The sequence below is a fragment of the Salipiger pentaromativorans genome, from assembly GCF_024721115.1.
Lineage (GTDB): Bacteria > Pseudomonadota > Alphaproteobacteria > Rhodobacterales > Rhodobacteraceae > Salipiger > Salipiger pentaromativorans.
The window spans coordinates 442,867-458,784 of the sequence record NZ_JAMDHK010000002.1; the positions used below are offsets into that span (position 1 = coordinate 442,867).

Here is a 15,918-nt window from a genome sequence, read left to right on the forward strand (position 1 = left end):
CGCGGGGCGCCCCGGAGCCCTGCACGGAGGAGGATACGGCCATCACCACCGACAGCAGCGGCCCGCCGGTGCCGCGCAAGGATCTCAGCACCGCCGAGATGGGCGCGGTCGCGCATCTTTACCGCGGCGAGGTCTATCGCAGCACCATCTGGCGCACCCGGCTCGACACCACCACCAACTGGGCGGTGGTGACACTGGGCGTGGCGCTGTCGATCTCCTTTGCCTCGCCCGATGCCTCGCCGCTGCCGCTGGTGCTGGTGGGCGTCCTGCTGGTCTTCTTCCTCGTGCTCGAAGCCCGCCGTTACCGCTATTTCAACGTCTGGCGCGCGCGTGCCCGCTGGATGGAAACGCATTTCTACGCGCCCATGCTGGCCGAGGGCGATCTGCATCTCGAAGACGACTGGCAGCGCGTGCTCGCCAACGATTATCTGCGCCCGCGCTATCATGTGCCCTTCATGGTTGCCGTGGGCCGCCGCATCCGCCGCAACTATTTCTGGATCCTGCTGATCCAGACGCTGGCCTTTGCCGGCAAGATCGCCGTGCACCCGACCCCGGTTCAAAGCCTCGACGCGGCCATGCGCCGCGCCGATGTCGGCCCGGTCCCGGGCGAGGCGATGATGGCCCTGGGCTTGCTCTACGTGGCCGTCAGCGGCGGAATCGCGCTCTGGAGCAAACGCGACGACCTGCGCCGCAGCCGCGCCCGCGGCCGCGAGAAATCCGACTCCATGGGCTGAGCGGCGCGCGCGCCTCTTGCGCCCGCCCCAAACCGCCCCTAAAGCGGGGTCATGACCCAGCATGACCGCCTTCTCATCATTGATTTCGGCTCTCAGGTGACCCAGCTCATCGCCCGGCGCCTGCGCGAGCTGAACGTCTATTGCGAGATCCATCCCTATCAGAACGTCACTGACGCCTTCCTGAAAGACTTCGCCCCCAAGGCGATCATCTTTTCCGGCGGGCCCGACAGCGTGACGCGCGAAGGCTCGCCCCGCCCGCCGCAATCGGCCTATGAGCTGGGCGTGCCGATCCTCGGCATCTGCTACGGCCAGCAGGTGATGATGCAGGATCTGGGCGGCAAGGTGGACGCGGGCCAGAGCCACACCGCCGAATTCGGCCGCGCCTATGTGACCCCCAAGGACGACCGCCTCGATCTGCTCTCGGGCTGGTTCCTCGACGGGTCCGGCCGCGAACAGGTCTGGATGAGCCACGGCGATCACGTCTCGGAAATCGCACCGGGGTTTGAGGTCTATGCCACCTCCCCCGGCGCGCCTTTCGCGATCACTGCCGATCTGGCCCGCCGCTTCTACGCGGTGCAGTTCCACCCCGAGGTGCATCACACGCCCAACGGCGCCACGCTCTACGAGAATTTCGTGCGCGAGGCCGGGTTCAAGGGCGACTGGACCATGGGTGCCTATCGCGAAGAGGCCATCGCGAAGATCCGCGAGCAGATCGGCGACAAGAAGGTGATCTGCGCGCTTTCGGGCGGCGTCGACAGCTCGGTCGCGGCAGCGCTGATCCACGAGGCGGTGGGCGATCAGCTCACCTGCGTCTTCGTCGACCACGGGCTCTTGCGTCTGAACGAGGCCGAAGAGGTTGTGGGCATGTTCCGCGACCACATGAACCTCTCGGTCATCCACGCGCAGGAGCAGGAGCTGTTCCTCGGCGAGCTCGAGGGCGTCTCCGACCCCGAGACCAAGCGCAAGATCATCGGCAGGCTCTTCATCGACGTGTTCCAGAAATACGCCGACCGGATCGAGGGCGCGGAGTTTCTCGCCCAGGGCACGCTTTACCCAGATGTCATTGAATCCGTGAGCTTTTCCGGCGGCCCCTCGGTCACCATCAAATCGCACCACAATGTGGGCGGCCTGCCCGAGAAGATGGGGCTCAAGCTGGTCGAGCCGCTGCGCGAGCTCTTCAAGGACGAGGTGCGCGCGCTCGGTCACGAGCTGGGCCTGCCCGCCAGCTTCATCGGGCGCCACCCCTTCCCCGGTCCGGGTCTGGCGATCCGCTGCCCCGGCGAGATCACCCGCGAAAAGCTCGACATTCTGCGCAAGGCGGATGCCGTCTATATCGACCAGATCCGCAAGCACGGGCTTTATGACGAGATCTGGCAGGCCTTCGTGGCGATCCTGCCGGTGCGCACCGTGGGCGTGATGGGCGACGGGCGCACCTATGATTACGCCTGCGCGCTGCGCGCGGTGACCTCGGTCGATGGCATGACGGCGGATTACTATCCCTTCACCCACGAGTTCCTGGGCGAGACCGCCACGCGGATCATCAACGAGGTCAAGGGCATCAACCGCTGCACCTATGACATCACCTCGAAGCCGCCCGGCACGATCGAGTGGGAATGATCCCCGGTACGGCGGCCCCGCGGCCGTCGAGGAGGCCGGCAACGGCCGAGGAGACGCCATGCCCCAGATCCGCCTCACCGGACTCATGACCTGCCCGCCCGAACGGGTCGAGGCCGTGCGTGACGCCCTGCCCGAGCATATGCGCCTCACCCGCGCCGAACCCGGCTGCCTGAGCTTCGAGGTGCGCGAAACCGCGCCCGGCATCTTCGCCGTGGCCGAGGTCTTTGCCGACCGCGCCGCCTTCGACGCGCATCAGATCCGCGCCGCGGCCAGCGCCTGGGCGCGCGTGACCGCCGGCTGCCCGCGCGATTACGAGATCACCGAGGCATGAGCCAGACGCTCAAGGCGGTGCTCTGGATGTCGGGCGCCATTGTCTCCTTCACCACGATGGCGGTGGCCGGGCGCGAAGTGAGCCTCGATCTCGATACGTTCGAGATCATGCTCTACCGCTCGCTGATCGGCGTGGTCATCGTCTCCGGCCTGCTGGCGGCCACCGGAAATCTGCACCAGATCACCCGACGTCATTTCGGGCTGCATATCCTGCGCAACCTGAGCCATTTCGGTGGCCAGAACCTCTGGTTCTACGCCATCACCGCGATTCCGCTGGCGCAGGTCTTTGCCCTGGAGTTCACCTCGCCGCTCTGGGTGATTGTGCTGTCGCCACTGGTGCTGGGCGAACGGCTGACCCCCAGCCGGGCGCTGGCCGCGGGGCTGGGCTTTGTCGGCATTCTCGTGGTCGCGCGCCCCTCGCCCGACACGCTCAACGCTGGGATTCTCAGTGCCGCGCTGGCCGCGATCGGCTTTGCCGGCTCCGCCGTCTTCACCCGCAAGCTGACCCGCAGCGAGACCGCCGCCTGCATCCTGTTCTGGCTCACCGTCACGCAATCGGTCTTCGGACTGCTTTGCGCCGGGGCGGATGGCGACATCGCCCTGCCCGCGCCGCAAAGCTGGCCCTGGGTGGCGCTGATCGCCGTGGCGGGGCTGGTTGCGCATTTCTGCCTGACCACGGCGCTGGGACTCGCGCCCGCACCGGTAGTTATGCCTATCGACTTCACCCGCCTCCCGGTTGTAGCCTTGGTCGGAATGCTCCTATACGGAGAGGCGCTCGATCCATATGTGTTTCTCGGTGCTGCCATTATTTTCGGTGCGAATTACTACAATATCCTCCGCGAAACGCGTCCGGCACCTGTCGTGACGGGGAAATGACCGCGCATCGCGCGGCGTCCCTCTCCCGGCCCGTTCCGTTCTGACCCGTGGTCTCGCGACCGGTTTCGCCGGAGGGCAAACCCGTTTGGGAAAGGGACAGTATGAACAGATCCTTGACCGCCGCCGCCGCGCTGTTGCTGAGTGCCGCCACGGCGCAGGCCGGCGGCATCGAATGGATGCCGCAATCGGCCATGGTGCTTTACGAAACCGGGACCGTGCTGGAAGTCACCCTGGCCCATGCCGCGCCCAGCCTGACCGGCCAGAACGTCTCGCCGCCCTTTCCCGCGCAGCAGATCGGCAATGTGGCCGAACCGTTCTACCTGCCCGCCTTCGCGCTGAAGGCCGACATTGGCGCGCGCACCGCCGTCGCCCTGCTTTACGACCGGCCCTTCGGCGCCGATGTCGCCTATGCCCCCGGCAACCTGCCCTTTGGCGGCACCACCGCCAAGGCCTCGACCCAGGCGCTTACGGCGCTGCTGAAATACCAGGTCACCGATCGGGTCAGCGCCTTCGGCGGGCTGCGGCTGCAACAGGCCGGCGGCGACATCCACATGCAGGGCGCTGCCTATGGCCCGCTTGCCGGCTATACCGTTCATCTCGCCCCGGAAACCGGGCTTGGCTATGTGCTGGGCGCCGCCTATGAGATCCCCGAGATCGCGCTGCGCGTGGCGCTGACCTACAATTCGACCATCCGGCACGACATGGAGACCAGCGAATCCGGCCCGCTGCTCGACCCGGACGGGCCCGGTCCGCTGCCGGCGCTGCCGCTGCTCGACGGCCAGAGCAACACCGAGGTGAAGACCCCGGAAAGCTGGAACCTCGAATTCCAGACCGGGATCGCCCCCGACACCCTGCTGTTCGGCTCCATCCGCTACGTCAAGCATTCGCAGTTCCGCGTCGATCCCGAGCAGTTCATCGCCGTCGCGCCCGGCGGGCTGATCGACCTCGAAGACACCACCACCTATACGCTCGGGCTCGGGCGGCGCTTTTCCGAGCGGGTTTCGGGCGGGGTCAGCGTCACCTACGAGCCCGCCGGCGACCGGCTGCTGTCGCCGCTGGCACCGACCACCGGCTATACCCAGCTTCGCCTGCTGGGCTCCTACAAGGTCAACGACCGGCTGACGCTGTCGGGCGGGGTCAGCCATTTCTGGCTCGGCGACGGGATGCCCGCGACCGGCATGCCCGAGGCCGCGCGTGCCGACTTTACCGACAACAGGGCCTGGGGCGTCGGCGTCAAGCTCGCTTACCGCTTCTGAGCGGTGCGCGCTGTTTGACGCCGCCCGCCGCCATGGTTACCTGTGGCGCCGGACGAGTCAGAGGAGCCCCGCCAATGCGTTACGACACCGCCGAGGACTGGCGCGCGGCGCCGCGCAAGCGGGTGGTGCTTTTCGCCATGTCGGGACTGGGCAAGACCCATGTCTCCTCGCTGCTGCGCGACACGGGCGACTGGTTCCACTACTCGATCGACTACCGCATCGGCACCCGCTACATGGGCGAATATATCGCCGACAACGCCAAGCGCGAGGCGATGACCGTGCCCTTCCTGCGCGAGCTTCTGCTGTCGGATTCGATCTATATCGGCTCCAATATCACCTTCCACAACCTCACCCCGGTCTCCACCTATCTCGGCAAGCCCGGCGATCCCGCCCGGGGCGGCCTGCCGATGGAGACCTACCGGCAGCGGCAGGAGCAGTTCCGCCGCGCCGAAGAGCAGGCGCTGCTCGACACCGGCTATTTCATCGACCGCGCGCAGGATCTGTACGGCTATCCGCATTTCGTCTGCGACACCGGCGGGTCGATCTGCGAATGGGTCGATGCCGAGGATCCCGCCGACCCGATCCTGACCGAGCTCAGCCGCCACGCGCTGATGGTCTGGGTGCGCGGCAGCGAGGCGCATACCGAAGAGCTGATCCGCCGCTTCGACAAGGCGCCGAAACCCATGGCCTACCAGCCCGAGTTCCTCGCCGCCTGCTGGGCGGACTATCTTGCCGAGACCGGGCTGGCGGAGACCGCCGTCGACCCCGACGGGTTCATACGCTGGACCTATGCCCGCGCACTGGCCCACCGCCAGCCGCGCTATGAGGCCATGGCGCGGAACTGGGGCGTGACGGTCGAGGCCGCCGACATGGCGACCGTGCGTGACGCGGCGGATTTCACCGAGGTGATCGCCGCCGCGCTGCCCTGAGTCTCGCTAGCTCAGTAAGGTGACGAGCCGCGCCAGGATACTTGCCATTTTCCCCGCGCTTTCAAGAACATCCGTCAGGGTCTTGATGGATCGCACGAGCGCGTTTGCGCGCCGGGTCTGTGCCCTCACGCGCTTTTCGGCCTCCGAAGGATCGAGCTGCGTGGCTTGAAACGCCATCTCGGCCTCCAGAATCTTCTGATCGTTTTGCGACAGCTTGGCGCGTTCCGCGCGCAACTCGGCGATGCGTCCGAGATCCGATGCGGCGGCGGCTTTTTTCAGCTCCTGAAGATTGAACCGGTAGAGATCGTTCTGGCGGTTCCGAAGCTGCTGGAAATAGGCGTCGGATTGGACGGATGGGCTGCTCATGACGGTCACTCCTTCAACAGATCGGACAGCGCCCGAAGGCTTTCGAGATAGGCCACGACATCCTCGGCCGAGCCATGCGAGCGCAGCGCCGCCGCCAGCTTGCCATGCAGCTCGGCCACCAGCGTCAGACGATAGGTCAGCGTGCCCCGGTAATAGGTCATGAAGGCGCTGTGCTTGTTCTCCAGCGCGACCATCGCCGCGCGATAGGCGGCGGTATCGCTGCTGTCGGCAAGCAGCACCGCCTGATCCGCCGCGCGCAGATCCGCAACCGCTCCGGGCAGCTTGGGATCGACCCCGAGATTGAGCGCGTGCAGCACCGATTCCCGCACGATCTGGCGCACATCCTCATCCGAGGCCAGCACCACCGAGCGCATCCGCTTGTAACGCAGCGCGCTGACCGCCGCGCTGACCACCGCTCCGCTCTTCTCGGCATTCGCCTGCCGCTCCGCCAGGAACGTCGTCAGATCCTCGAGCTCCGCCGCCTTCGACAGATCGCTGAAAGACGCGACCGCCGTCGCATAGGCGGCGTTCAGATCCGATTCCAGCGTCGCGTCGCTCAGCGCCTCCAGCGACCCCAGATAGGCCGACAGCACCGTCAGCTTGCGTTTCAGCGCCGTGGCCTCGCCGATCACCGGCGCGCGGTCGCCCACCCGGATCTTTTCCAGCGTGCAGGTGGCCGAGGGCAGGAACACCCCCGTCGCCAGCTCGTTCGAGCAGTCGTTGCCAAGCGTCCAGATGTCCCGATTGGCCGCCGCCGCCGAAATTTCGGCCTGGCGGTCGGCTTCGAGCCCCGGCGCCAGTTTCGGCTCGATGGCGCTTTTGGTCTCGTCGAAGGCGGTCTTCAGATCGCCGAACTCCGTCGCGACCCGGTCGGTTGTGCAGCCTGCGGCCATCAGGCCGCAGAGCGCCATGGCAGATGCCAGTCGCATGTTCTTCCCCCTGGTGTTCCCGGTTTCCCTTGCGTCAGAATGTTAACCCGCCGTCATCGTTTCGTGAACGCCTCCTGCAATCCGTTGGACTTCGCCCCACCAAGGGGATATTCGGCACAGACCGTTTTCACAGATATGCCTGCCATGCCGATCAAACTGCCCTCCGACCTGCCCGCCTACGACGTCCTCAATCGCGAGGGCGTCATGGTCATGTCCGAGGACAGCGCGTCGCGGCAGGACATCCGGCCGCTGCGCATCGCGCTGCTGAACCTGATGCCGAAGAAGATCCAGACCGAGACCCAGTTCGCCCGGGTCATCGGCGCGACCCCGTTGCAGATCGAGTTCTCGCTGATCCGCATGACCGAGCATCAGACCAAGAACACCGCCGCCGAACATATGGAGGCGTTCTACCGCCCCTTCGCCGATGTCGCGGAGACGGGCGAGAAATTCGACGGGCTGGTGATCACCGGCGCGCCCATCGAGCACCTGCCCTTCGAGGAGGTGACCTATTGGGACGAGATGACCCGCGTCTTCGACTGGACGCAAAGCCATGTGCATTCGACCTTCGGCGTCTGCTGGGGCGGCATGGCGATGATCAACTATTTCCACGGCGTGCCCAAGCACATGCTGGATCACAAGGCCTTTGGCTGCATCCGGCATCAGAACCTCGCCCCCGCCTCGCCGTTCCTGCGCGGCTTCTCCGACGACATGGTCATGCCGGTGTCGCGCTGGACCGAGGTGCGCCGCGACGAGGTCGAGGCGGCGGGGCTGCCGGTGCTGATCCATTCACCCGAGACCGGCCCCGCGCTGGTCGAGGACCCGTGCCATCGCGCGCTCTATATCTTCAACCATCTGGAATATGATTCCGGCACGCTGAAGGAAGAGTACGACCGCGACGTGGCCGCCGGGAAAGACATCAACGTGCCGGCGAACTACTACCCCGAGAACGACCCGAAGCGCGCGCCGCAGAACCGCTGGCGCAGCCATGCGCATCTGCTCTACGGCAACTGGATCAACGAGATCTACCAGACCACGCCCTTCGATCTGGCCCGCATCGGCATCGACTCGACCGACTGGCGCAATTCGGCGGGTGGCTAGGGCTTGCGCCGCAACGGGCTGATCCGGCCCCCGGCCGGCCCGGTAGCGGGCGCCCGGCTTCCTGCCATGTCTCTGCGAACGACCTTGCGGACGGGCACCGCCCATGGCGTCCCGGGCAGCCGGCGCCCGCGTTGCGGGTTTGCGTTAACGACATTCACATCCCATATTAGCCGCCAAAACAACGAGTAGGACCTGTGCTTTGACCCTTCCCTTCGACGGCGCCATCAGCGCCTTTTTCGAGAAAGACGCCCCCGAAGACATCCGCAACGCGCTCAGGCGCGCGGACAAGGACGAGGTGCTTTCCGCAAGCTACCCCTATTCCGAGGCGATGAAGGGCAAGGCTTATCAGAAGGAAATGGACGCGCTGCAGATCGAGCTGGTGAAAATGCAGAGCTGGGCCAAGGAGACCGGCCAGCGCATCGCCATGGTTTTCGAGGGTCGCGATGCCGCCGGCAAGGGCGGCACGATCAAGCGCTTCCGCGAGAACCTGAACCCGCGCGGGGCGCGCGTGGTGGCGCTGTCGAAACCCTCGGACATCGAGGCGACGCAATGGTATTTCCAGCGCTATATCGACCACCTGCCGGCGGGCGGCGAGATCGTCTTCTACGACCGGAGCTGGTACAATCGGGGCGTGGTCGAAAAGGTCTTCGACTTCTGCACCGAGGCGCAGCGCGAACATTTCTTCGCCCAGGTGGTGGATTTCGAAAAGATGCTGGTCGAGGAAGGCATCCTGCTCTTCAAGTTCTGGCTGAACGTGGGCCGCGCCGAACAGCTCCGCCGCTTTCTGGCGCGCGAGCAGGATCCGCTGAAACAGTGGAAACTGTCGTGGATCGACGTCGAGGGTCTGAAGAAATGGGATGCCTACAGCGCCGCCATCTCCGAAACCCTGTCGCGCGCGCATTGCCCCGAGGCGCCCTGGACGGTGATCCGCTCGGATGACAAGAAACGCGCCCGTCTGACGGCGATCCGCCATGTGCTGAGCCATCTCGACTACCCCAACAAGAACGAGAAGGCCGTCGGCGCCCCCGATGCCAAGCTCGCGGGGGGCCCCGAGCTCTGGGAAAGCTGATGGGCAAGCGCGGCTATCATCACGGCAATCTGCGCCAGGCGCTGGTCGATGCGGCGCTTGCGCTCATCGAGGAGAAGGGCCCCACCGGGTTCACGCTGTCGGAGGCCGCGAAACAGGCGGGCGTGACGCCCGCCGCGGTCTACCGCCATTTCGCCGGGCGCGACGATCTGATCGCCGAGGCCGCGCGCCAGGGCTACGAGATCTTCGCCGATGTGATGCAATTCGCCTATGACAAGGGCCAGCCCTCGGCGCTGGCCGCCTTCGAGGCGACGGGCCGCGCCTATCTCGCCTTTGCCCGCAAATATCCCGGCCATTACATCGCGATGTTCGAAAGCGGCATCTCGGTGAACCATTCTCCGGCGCTGGCGGCGGTCTCGGCCCGCGCGCGCGGCGTTCAGGAACGCGCTGCCGCCGAGCTGTCGCAGCACATCCCGCCGGGCAAGCGCCCGCCGCCCAGCATGGTCTCGGCCCATATCTGGGCGCTCTCCCACGGGGTGGTCGAGCTTTTCGCCCGGAACTCCCCGGGCACCCAATCGCCCTTCCCGCCCGAGGCGCTGCTGGAATCCGGCATCGGCATCTATCTGCGCGGGCTCGGCCTGCTGCCGCCCGACCAGTAACCCCTTGGCGCCGGACCCGCCGCGGGATAAGCCTTCCATTGGCCCTGAAATATCCCGGGGAGTCACGGCAGCGCCGTGACGGGGCAGCGCCCCGCCCGGCCCGACCGTCAAAGCCCGCGCGACATGTCCGACAAGACCTTCCTTCTCTGCCCCGGCGCCTCGAAATCCGGCACCACCTGGATCCGTACCTATCTGGGCGCCGCCGAAGGCGCCGATATGGGCCCGCTGGGCGAGATGCAGGTCTGGGACGCGGTGAGCGTGCCGGAAAAGGCGCATTTTCTCATGCCCGAGCCGCCCGCGTTTCGCCGTGCGCAATTCGCCCTTGCGCGGCGATTGGGGCTGAAAGCGCGCGGCAAGGAGCTGCGCTGGTTTCTGCAACAGGATCCCGGCCGCTACATTCCCTATTTCGCCGGGCTGCTCGCGCGGCCGGGGATCCGGCTCACCGGCGATGTGACGCCGGGCTATGCGGCGCTCTCCACCGAAACGCTGCGCGATCTCGACCGCGGCTTCGCCGCGCGGGGCATCGAGGTGAAGACGATCTTCACCATGCGCGACCCGATCGAGCGCGCCTGGTCGCTGCTCAAGATGTACCGCCGCAAGAGCAGGCTCTCCGACAGCCTGTCGGACGCCGAGGCGTTTCTGGCGATCTTCGCCCCCGGCGGCTGCGGCACCACGGATCCGGATTATCACGTCACACTGGCCCGGCTCGACGCGGTGTTCCCCGAGAACCGTCGCTTTATCACGCTTTACGAAACCCTCTTCACCGCAGAGACGATCGCGGATCTGTCGCGCTATGTGGGGATCGCGGCCCGCCCCGAGGCCGGGGGGGCCGCGGTCAATGCCGCGGGCGACCGCAGCGCCTTGCCCGCCGGGCTGGCCGAGCAGGTCTTTCCGAGCTTTGCCAGGGATTACGACGCGGTGCTCTCGCGGCTGCCGCGGGCGGCGACGCTCTGGCCCCACGCGCGGCTCCTCTGACACGGGCGCGCCCAGGATTTTTCGGACGAAAAATCCTGGGCCCTCCGCAAAAGCAGAAGGGCCGCCCAACCGGGCGGCCCTTTGCAAATCCGTGTCGCGAAACGCTTAGCGCTTCGAGAACTGGAAGCTCCGGCGCGCCTTGCGCTTACCGAATTTCTTCCGTTCCACCACGCGGCTGTCGCGGGTCAGGAAGCCGGCGGCTTTCAGTGCCGACCGCAGCGAGGGATCGTAAAGCTGCAGCGCTTTCGAGATGCCGTGCTTGACCGCACCGGCCTGACCCGAAAGGCCACCGCCCTTGACGGTCGCCATCACGTCGAACTGGTCCTCGACGCCGGCCACGGTGAAGGGCTGACGCAGGATCATCTGCAGCACCGGACGGGCGAAATAGGTGTTCAGCTCCTTGCCGTTCACCACCACCTTGCCCGAGCCCGGCTTGATCCAGACGCGGGCGACCGCGTCCTTCCGCTTGCCGGTGGCATAGGAGCGGCCCAGCTCGTCACGAACCGGCTCGCGGGGTGCTTCGACGACTTCCGGGGCGGCTTCGATGCCGGCCGCGGTGCCGAGGTCTTCCAGGGAATTGATCTGTTCGGCCATGATTACACCCGGGTGTTCTTTTTGTTCATCGACTTGACGTCCAGCACATCCGGCGTCTGCGCCTCGTGCGGATGTTCGGCGCCGGCATAGATGCGCAGGTTGGTCAGTTGCTTGCGCGACAGGCGGTTGCCCGGCAGCATGCGCTTGACGGCCTGGAACACCACACGCTCGGGGTGCGCACCCTCGAGGATCTGGGCCTTGGTGCGGGACTTGATGCCGCCCGGGTGGCCGGTGTGCCAGTAGAAGTTTTCTTCACGCTTCTTGCCGGTCATCTGCACCTTGTCGGCGTTGATGACGATGACATTGTCGCCCATATCCATATGGGGCGTGAAGGTGGCCTTGTGCTTGCCACGCAGACGCATGGCGACGATCGAAGCGAGACGGCCGAGAACGACGCCTTCCGCGTCGATCACGATCCATTTCTTCTCGATGTCTGCCGGAGTCGCAGAGAAGGTTTTCATCGTGGGTGCCCTTGAGCTGGTATTGAAAGGGCCCGCGCAAGGGGCCCGCATTCCGATTGCGCGGTTATACGCATCCCGAAATCGCAGTCAAGGGACCCATATCCGTATTTATCAAACAAAATCAGTGTATTAAAATTATGGTATTTAGATACCCCAGTCCTACACGAGAATCTGCTCCGGCGGATTGTCCAGCAGCCGGCGCAGGCGCGCCAGCGCCGCCTCGAAATCCGCCAGCGCCACCTGCGCGTTCATGCCGATGCGGATCGCATGCGGGGCAAAACCGTTGCGGGGGGCAAAATCCTCGCCCGGACGCACCTGCACGCCCTGTGCCTCGGCGGCGAGGCAAAAGGCGGCGGCGCGCCAGCCCGGCGGCAGGCGCAGCCAGACGAAGGGCGCCTCCTCGTGCCAGCTCAGATCGTGCCCGCCCAGCAGGTTCAACGTCGCCCGGACATAGACCGCATTGCGCCGGCGCACCGAGCGGACGATCTCGCGGGTTTCGCTGCGGGTAAGCAGATCCTCGGTCAGATCCGCCAGCGGCCGCGCCAGCCCGAAGAACCCGTTCTCGGCCACCCGCCGCAGTTCCGAGCGCCGTGTCTGCGGCGCGATGGCAAAGCCGATGCGCAGCGCCGGGGTCAGGGTCTTGGAGATCGACGAGACGAACCAGCCCTGTTCCGGCAGCAGCGCGCGATAGGTCTCGTCCCGCGCTTCGCCCAGAAAGGTGCTGTCGTCTTCCAGAATGTCGAAACCGCATTGCCGTGCCACCTCGGCAATCTCGCGGCGGCGTTCCGGCGGTGTGACCAGCGTGGTGGGATTGTGCAGTTCCGGAGAGGTACAAAGAAGCTGCGCCTCGTGCCGCCGGGCGATCTCGGCCAGAGCCGATGGAACAATCCCCTGCGCGTCCATGGGCACCGGTACAACCTCGGCCCGCATCAGCTCGGCGGCGCGGCGGAAACCCGGATAGGCCAGCTCCTCGGTCAGCACCACAGGGCGCCGCCCGCGCAGCACCGCCTGCATGACCAGGGAAATCCCGCTTTGCGCGCCATGCGACAGCACCACATCTTCGTGTTGAAGCGCGCCCAGGGGCACCTCGCCCAGCCAACCGACCACCGCGCGCCGGGCCTGCGCGAAGGCGCGTGCCGAAGGGTAGTCGAGCAGATCCCGCGCTGGCCGGTGGGCCAGACGCGCGAATCCCTCCTGAATCAGCGCCACCTGCCCCAGATCGGGCAGCCGCGCGGTGAACAGCGTCACCAGTTCGCCGCCATCGGGGCCCTTGCTGTGCGGCAGGGAATCATAGACCGGCGGCCGGTCGTCGCCACCGCCGCCGTTGACGAAGGTGCCGCGCCCGACCTCGGCCAACAGCAGGCCCTCATCGGTGAGAATGGTATAGGCCCGCGCCACCGTGCCGGGGGTCATGTTCAGCCGCCAGGCCAGATCGCGTACCGGCGGCAGCCGCGTGCCCGGGCTCAGCCGCCCATCCGAAACCCCCTGACGCAACGCCCCGGCAAGCGCGCGGTACTTCGGCCCTTCCGGCTGATCGCTATACAGCGCTGATATTGTATCAGTCACAATGTTTTTCTCGACACTCATATTGGCACATTGTATCAGGATTTTGCGAAAATCAAGGAAATTGTATCAATACAAGAATCGGAGACTCCCATGGCACATATCGCTCACGCCCCGCTTATCGCCTATCTCGACGCGCAGCGCCCGCTGCCGCCGCTGTCGGCATTCGCGCTGCGCACCGCGGTGGTGCTGGCGAAGTGGTCCGAGCGCAGCCGCACCCGCCGCGCGCTGGCACAGCTCGATCCTCATCTTCTGCGGGATATCGGACTGGAACGGCACGTCGCCTTCAAGGAGGCACGCCGCATGTTCTGGCAGGGCTGATCCCCGGACCTGTCAGAACCTCTTCCCCTGGGCGCGAGGTATTCCCTCGCGCCTTTTTTGTCGGCCCCCTCCGGTCACCCTGCCCCGCCCGCCGGCTCAGCCCGCGGGCACCGGCGGAATCGAATAGGTCAGCGAGGCATGGGCGACGGGCTTGTCCGAGCCTTCGGAAAACAGCAGCACATCGGTCACGCTGAGGCTGCGCCCGAGCTTGAGCAGCCGGGCCTCGGCCAGCAGGTCGCGCCCCGCCTCGGGCTTGCGCATGAAGTCGATCGAGCAATGGGTGGTCACCGTCAGCGCCTGCGGCCCGATGCGGGCCAGCGTCGCCACATAGGCCGCCACATCCGCCAGCGAGAACATCGAGGGCCCCGACACCGTGCCGCCGGGGCGCAGATGGTCGTCCGACACATGCAGCCGCATCACCAGAAGAGCCTCGTCCATGCGGTCGATCCCGAACATCCCCTCCACCTGCGGAAACACTTCCGTCAGATAGTCCTGCATCTCCGCAATGGTGAATCTGAGCGCCATGCTTTCCTCCCTGTCGCTGCGGGTCTAAGCTGAACGCAAACAGGTTGGGAGGACAAGATGGACCTGCTGGAACGTCACGACACCGGCGCCGTCGCGCATCTGCGCATGTGCGCGCCCGAGCGGCTGAATGCGCTTTCGGACGAGATGCTTGCGGCGCTTCAGGCGCAGATCGACGCATTGACGGACGACCGGACGATCCGCGCCGTGGTTCTGTCCGGCGCGGGCAAGGTGTTCTGCGCCGGGCACGATCTCAAGCAGATGCAGCGGGGCCGTCAGGCCGAGGATGGCGGCAGGGCCTATTTCGCCGATCTCTTCGCCCGCTGTTCCCGGGTCATGACGGGGCTGCAAAAGCTGCCCCAGCCGGTGATCGCGCAGGTACACGGGATCGCCACCGCCGCCGGCTGCCAACTCGTGGCCTCCTGCGACCTTGCGGTGGCCGCAAAAGGCACGCGCTTCGGGGTGAACGGGGTGAATATCGGGCTGTTCTGCTCGACCCCGATGGTCGCGCTGACCCGGAACATCGCCGCCAAACATGCGTTCGAGATGCTGAGTACCGGCCGTTTCGCCGATGCCGAGGAGGCGCGGCAGATGGGTCTGGTGAACCGCGTCGTGCCGGGCGAACAGCTCGCCGAGGCGGCGCAGGATCTTGCGGAAACCGTCGCCGGCAAGCTCGGCGCGGCGGTGAAGATCGGCAAGGAGGCCTTTTACGCGCAGGCCGCGCTGCCGGTGGAAGAGGCCTATGCCTATGCCGGTGACGTGATGGTCGAGAATATGCTCTGGCGCGATACCGAGGAAGGCATCGCGGCCTTTCTCGAGAAACGCGCGCCCGACTGGACACAATAGTTCCGCCCGCTCTGTGACCAGATCACAGACGCCGCCATCAGGATGCGGCACTACCATGGGACAGACTTCGCACTCCTCTTTTGCAGAAAGGACAACGACCATGTTTTCCAAGAATGTCGGCGGGATCGACAAGATCCTGCGTATCGTCGTCGGCGCGCTGCTCATCCTCGCCTATTTCCTCGTCGATGGCGCCTATAGCTGGCTTTACCTGCTGGGCATCATCCCGCTGGTGACCGGGCTGCTGGGCACCTGCCCGCTCTACTCGATCTTCGGGATCAACACCTGCCCCCGGAAATAATCCGCCGGCGGCAAAGCCCGATCTGGCAAGCCTCCGCCCATGGCGCCCGGTTGCGGAACCGGACCATGGGCGGGCGGCGTTTCCTCTGCAATGACTTTGCAAAACAAGGAGACCCGCCATGAGGCAGAGACTTGCCATCGCCCTGATCGCCACCGCCACCGCGCTGAGCCTGCCGCTCGCCGCAAGCGCCGCGCCCAAGGGCTGCCCGCCGGGGCTGGCCAAGAAACACAGCGGCTGCACGCCGCCGGGGCTGGCGAAGAAGGTCCAGCGCGACCGACCGTCCGACAGCTACGCCTATCGGGAACGCGAGCGTGACCGCTATCGCATCGGCGAGCGGATCTCCGACGGCTATATCGTCCTGCGCGATCCCCGCGCCTACGGGCTGCTGCCGGACCATACCTATTACCGCAGCAACGATGTGGTGTATCGCGTCGATCCGCAGACCCGCGAGGTTCTGGACGTGATCGGCGCCGTGGCCGCGCTGCTGGACTGACGCGCGCCAGACCGGCGCCGGCAC

The 15,918-nt window shown here is 66.1% G+C and carries 20 protein-coding genes; 14 read left to right on the forward strand and 6 right to left on the reverse strand.

Going from position 1 to position 15,918, the window contains the following annotated elements:
- Nucleotides 1-98 precede the first annotated feature (98 nt).
- The 6 genes from M4578_RS05305 to M4578_RS05330 all read left to right on the forward strand — a co-directional run bounded on the left by M4578_RS05305 (nucleotide 99) and on the right by M4578_RS05330 (nucleotide 5,742).
- The gene (locus M4578_RS05305) at nucleotides 99-734 is read left to right on the forward strand and encodes a DUF2270 domain-containing protein (RefSeq protein ID WP_258092545.1); all 636 of its coding nucleotides are present in this window, start codon (nucleotides 99-101) and stop codon (nucleotides 732-734) included.
- Nucleotides 735-785: 51 nt separating this feature from the next.
- Entirely contained in the window at nucleotides 786-2,351 is a 1,566-nt protein-coding gene (gene guaA, locus M4578_RS05310) for a glutamine-hydrolyzing GMP synthase (RefSeq protein WP_258092399.1), read from the forward strand.
- Between the two features lie 58 nt (nucleotides 2,352-2,409).
- Nucleotides 2,410-2,682 carry a putative quinol monooxygenase gene (locus M4578_RS05315; RefSeq protein WP_258092400.1) on the forward strand — a complete coding sequence of 91 codons (273 nt, stop codon included), beginning with the start codon at nucleotides 2,410-2,412 and terminating at the stop codon, nucleotides 2,680-2,682.
- Nucleotides 2,679-3,557, forward strand: a complete 879-nt coding sequence (locus M4578_RS05320; RefSeq protein ID WP_258092401.1) for a DMT family transporter — start codon at nucleotides 2,679-2,681, stop codon at nucleotides 3,555-3,557. The genes M4578_RS05315 and M4578_RS05320 overlap by 4 nt, the downstream gene beginning before the upstream one ends.
- A gap of 101 nt (nucleotides 3,558-3,658) precedes the next feature.
- Nucleotides 3,659-4,813, forward strand: coding sequence for an OmpP1/FadL family transporter (locus M4578_RS05325; protein ID WP_258092402.1), 1,155 nt, complete (start codon nucleotides 3,659-3,661; stop codon nucleotides 4,811-4,813).
- Nucleotides 4,814-4,887: 74 nt separating this feature from the next.
- Nucleotides 4,888-5,742, forward strand: a complete 855-nt coding sequence (locus tag M4578_RS05330) for an ATPase (protein ID WP_258092403.1) — start codon at nucleotides 4,888-4,890, stop codon at nucleotides 5,740-5,742.
- A 6-nt stretch (nucleotides 5,743-5,748) separates the two neighbouring features.
- On the opposite strand, the gene M4578_RS05335 is transcribed toward M4578_RS05330, so the two are convergent.
- A complete protein-coding gene (locus M4578_RS05335; protein ID WP_258092404.1) occupies nucleotides 5,749-6,117 on the reverse strand; it encodes a hypothetical protein in 369 nt (122 codons plus the stop codon).
- Nucleotides 6,114-7,037 carry a hypothetical protein gene (locus tag M4578_RS05340; protein ID WP_258092405.1) on the reverse strand — a complete coding sequence of 308 codons (924 nt, stop codon included), beginning with the start codon at nucleotides 7,035-7,037 and terminating at the stop codon, nucleotides 6,114-6,116. The genes M4578_RS05335 and M4578_RS05340 overlap by 4 nt, the downstream gene beginning before the upstream one ends.
- Before the next feature lie 144 nt (nucleotides 7,038-7,181).
- Here M4578_RS05340 and M4578_RS05345 point away from each other — a divergent pair, with 144 nt between their 5' ends.
- From M4578_RS05345 to M4578_RS05360, 4 genes are all read left to right on the forward strand, one after another.
- Complete coding sequence (locus tag M4578_RS05345; RefSeq protein WP_258092406.1) at nucleotides 7,182-8,135, forward strand: homoserine O-succinyltransferase; 954 nt, start codon at nucleotides 7,182-7,184, stop codon at nucleotides 8,133-8,135.
- A 199-nt stretch (nucleotides 8,136-8,334) separates the two neighbouring features.
- Entirely contained in the window at nucleotides 8,335-9,204 is an 870-nt protein-coding gene (gene ppk2, locus M4578_RS05350) for a polyphosphate kinase 2 (RefSeq protein WP_258092407.1), read from the forward strand.
- Nucleotides 9,204-9,821, forward strand: a complete 618-nt coding sequence (locus tag M4578_RS05355) for a TetR/AcrR family transcriptional regulator (protein ID WP_258092408.1) — start codon at nucleotides 9,204-9,206, stop codon at nucleotides 9,819-9,821. The genes ppk2 and M4578_RS05355 overlap by 1 nt, the downstream gene beginning before the upstream one ends.
- Before the next feature lie 123 nt (nucleotides 9,822-9,944).
- On the forward strand, nucleotides 9,945-10,796 hold the full coding sequence (locus M4578_RS05360) for a sulfotransferase family protein (protein ID WP_258092409.1): 852 nt from the start codon (nucleotides 9,945-9,947) through the stop codon (nucleotides 10,794-10,796).
- A 105-nt stretch (nucleotides 10,797-10,901) separates the two neighbouring features.
- Here M4578_RS05360 and rpsI read toward each other — a convergent pair whose 3' ends face one another.
- The 3 genes from rpsI to M4578_RS05375 form a co-directional block, all read right to left on the reverse strand.
- On the reverse strand, nucleotides 10,902-11,390 hold the full coding sequence (gene rpsI, locus M4578_RS05365) for a 30S ribosomal protein S9 (protein WP_258092410.1): 489 nt from the start codon (nucleotides 11,388-11,390) through the stop codon (nucleotides 10,902-10,904).
- 2 nt (nucleotides 11,391-11,392) lie between these two features.
- A complete protein-coding gene (gene rplM, locus M4578_RS05370; RefSeq protein WP_258092411.1) occupies nucleotides 11,393-11,851 on the reverse strand; it encodes a 50S ribosomal protein L13 in 459 nt (152 codons plus the stop codon).
- A gap of 159 nt (nucleotides 11,852-12,010) precedes the next feature.
- Nucleotides 12,011-13,438: an aminotransferase-like domain-containing protein gene (locus M4578_RS05375; RefSeq protein ID WP_258092412.1), complete on the reverse strand. Its 1,428-nt coding sequence runs from the start codon at nucleotides 13,436-13,438 to the stop codon at nucleotides 12,011-12,013.
- Nucleotides 13,439-13,507: 69 nt separating this feature from the next.
- On the opposite strand from M4578_RS05375, the gene M4578_RS05380 reads away from it, so the two are divergent.
- Complete coding sequence (locus tag M4578_RS05380) at nucleotides 13,508-13,735, forward strand: DUF1127 domain-containing protein (RefSeq protein WP_258092413.1); 228 nt, start codon at nucleotides 13,508-13,510, stop codon at nucleotides 13,733-13,735.
- 96 nt (nucleotides 13,736-13,831) lie between these two features.
- Here the strand turns inward: M4578_RS05380 and M4578_RS05385 are convergent, their stop codons facing one another.
- A complete protein-coding gene (locus M4578_RS05385; RefSeq protein ID WP_258092414.1) occupies nucleotides 13,832-14,260 on the reverse strand; it encodes a PaaI family thioesterase in 429 nt (142 codons plus the stop codon).
- A 57-nt stretch (nucleotides 14,261-14,317) separates the two neighbouring features.
- On the opposite strand from M4578_RS05385, the gene M4578_RS05390 reads away from it, so the two are divergent.
- The 3 genes from M4578_RS05390 to M4578_RS05400 all read left to right on the forward strand — a co-directional run bounded on the left by M4578_RS05390 (nucleotide 14,318) and on the right by M4578_RS05400 (nucleotide 15,894).
- Nucleotides 14,318-15,103, forward strand: coding sequence for an enoyl-CoA hydratase (locus M4578_RS05390; protein ID WP_258092415.1), 786 nt, complete (start codon nucleotides 14,318-14,320; stop codon nucleotides 15,101-15,103).
- Between the two features lie 100 nt (nucleotides 15,104-15,203).
- Complete coding sequence (locus tag M4578_RS05395; protein ID WP_258092416.1) at nucleotides 15,204-15,401, forward strand: YgaP family membrane protein; 198 nt, start codon at nucleotides 15,204-15,206, stop codon at nucleotides 15,399-15,401.
- A 118-nt stretch (nucleotides 15,402-15,519) separates the two neighbouring features.
- Nucleotides 15,520-15,894: an excinuclease ABC subunit A gene (locus tag M4578_RS05400; RefSeq protein WP_258092417.1), complete on the forward strand. Its 375-nt coding sequence runs from the start codon at nucleotides 15,520-15,522 to the stop codon at nucleotides 15,892-15,894.
- The last annotated feature ends 24 nt before the right edge of the window (nucleotides 15,895-15,918 follow it).

What these genes read in the sequence shown, in the direction of transcription:
- M4578_RS05380 (WP_258092413.1), top strand. Translation starts at nt 13,508, where the DNA reads ATGGCACATATCGCTCACGCCCCGCTTATCGCCTATCTCGACGCGCAG.
- rpsI (WP_258092410.1), bottom strand. Translation starts at nt 11,390, where the DNA reads ATGGCCGAACAGATCAATTCCCTGGAAGACCTCGGCACCGCGGCCGGC.
- M4578_RS05330 (WP_258092403.1), top strand. Translation starts at nt 4,888, where the DNA reads ATGCGTTACGACACCGCCGAGGACTGGCGCGCGGCGCCGCGCAAGCGG.
- M4578_RS05385 (WP_258092414.1), bottom strand. Translation starts at nt 14,260, where the DNA reads ATGGCGCTCAGATTCACCATTGCGGAGATGCAGGACTATCTGACGGAA.
- M4578_RS05315 (WP_258092400.1), top strand. Translation starts at nt 2,410, where the DNA reads ATGCCCCAGATCCGCCTCACCGGACTCATGACCTGCCCGCCCGAACGG.
- M4578_RS05305 (WP_258092545.1), top strand. Translation starts at nt 99, where the DNA reads ATGGGCGCGGTCGCGCATCTTTACCGCGGCGAGGTCTATCGCAGCACC.
- M4578_RS05345 (WP_258092406.1), top strand. Translation starts at nt 7,182, where the DNA reads ATGCCGATCAAACTGCCCTCCGACCTGCCCGCCTACGACGTCCTCAAT.
- rplM (WP_258092411.1), bottom strand. Translation starts at nt 11,851, where the DNA reads ATGAAAACCTTCTCTGCGACTCCGGCAGACATCGAGAAGAAATGGATC.
- M4578_RS05395 (WP_258092416.1), top strand. Translation starts at nt 15,204, where the DNA reads ATGTTTTCCAAGAATGTCGGCGGGATCGACAAGATCCTGCGTATCGTC.
- M4578_RS05360 (WP_258092409.1), top strand. Translation starts at nt 9,945, where the DNA reads ATGTCCGACAAGACCTTCCTTCTCTGCCCCGGCGCCTCGAAATCCGGC.
- M4578_RS05325 (WP_258092402.1), top strand. Translation starts at nt 3,659, where the DNA reads ATGAACAGATCCTTGACCGCCGCCGCCGCGCTGTTGCTGAGTGCCGCC.
- M4578_RS05400 (WP_258092417.1), top strand. Translation starts at nt 15,520, where the DNA reads ATGAGGCAGAGACTTGCCATCGCCCTGATCGCCACCGCCACCGCGCTG.
- M4578_RS05320 (WP_258092401.1), top strand. Translation starts at nt 2,679, where the DNA reads ATGAGCCAGACGCTCAAGGCGGTGCTCTGGATGTCGGGCGCCATTGTC.
- M4578_RS05390 (WP_258092415.1), top strand. Translation starts at nt 14,318, where the DNA reads ATGGACCTGCTGGAACGTCACGACACCGGCGCCGTCGCGCATCTGCGC.
- M4578_RS05340 (WP_258092405.1), bottom strand. Translation starts at nt 7,037, where the DNA reads ATGCGACTGGCATCTGCCATGGCGCTCTGCGGCCTGATGGCCGCAGGC.
- guaA (WP_258092399.1), top strand. Translation starts at nt 786, where the DNA reads ATGACCCAGCATGACCGCCTTCTCATCATTGATTTCGGCTCTCAGGTG.
- M4578_RS05355 (WP_258092408.1), top strand. Translation starts at nt 9,204, where the DNA reads ATGGGCAAGCGCGGCTATCATCACGGCAATCTGCGCCAGGCGCTGGTC.
- M4578_RS05375 (WP_258092412.1), bottom strand. Translation starts at nt 13,438, where the DNA reads ATGAGTGTCGAGAAAAACATTGTGACTGATACAATATCAGCGCTGTAT.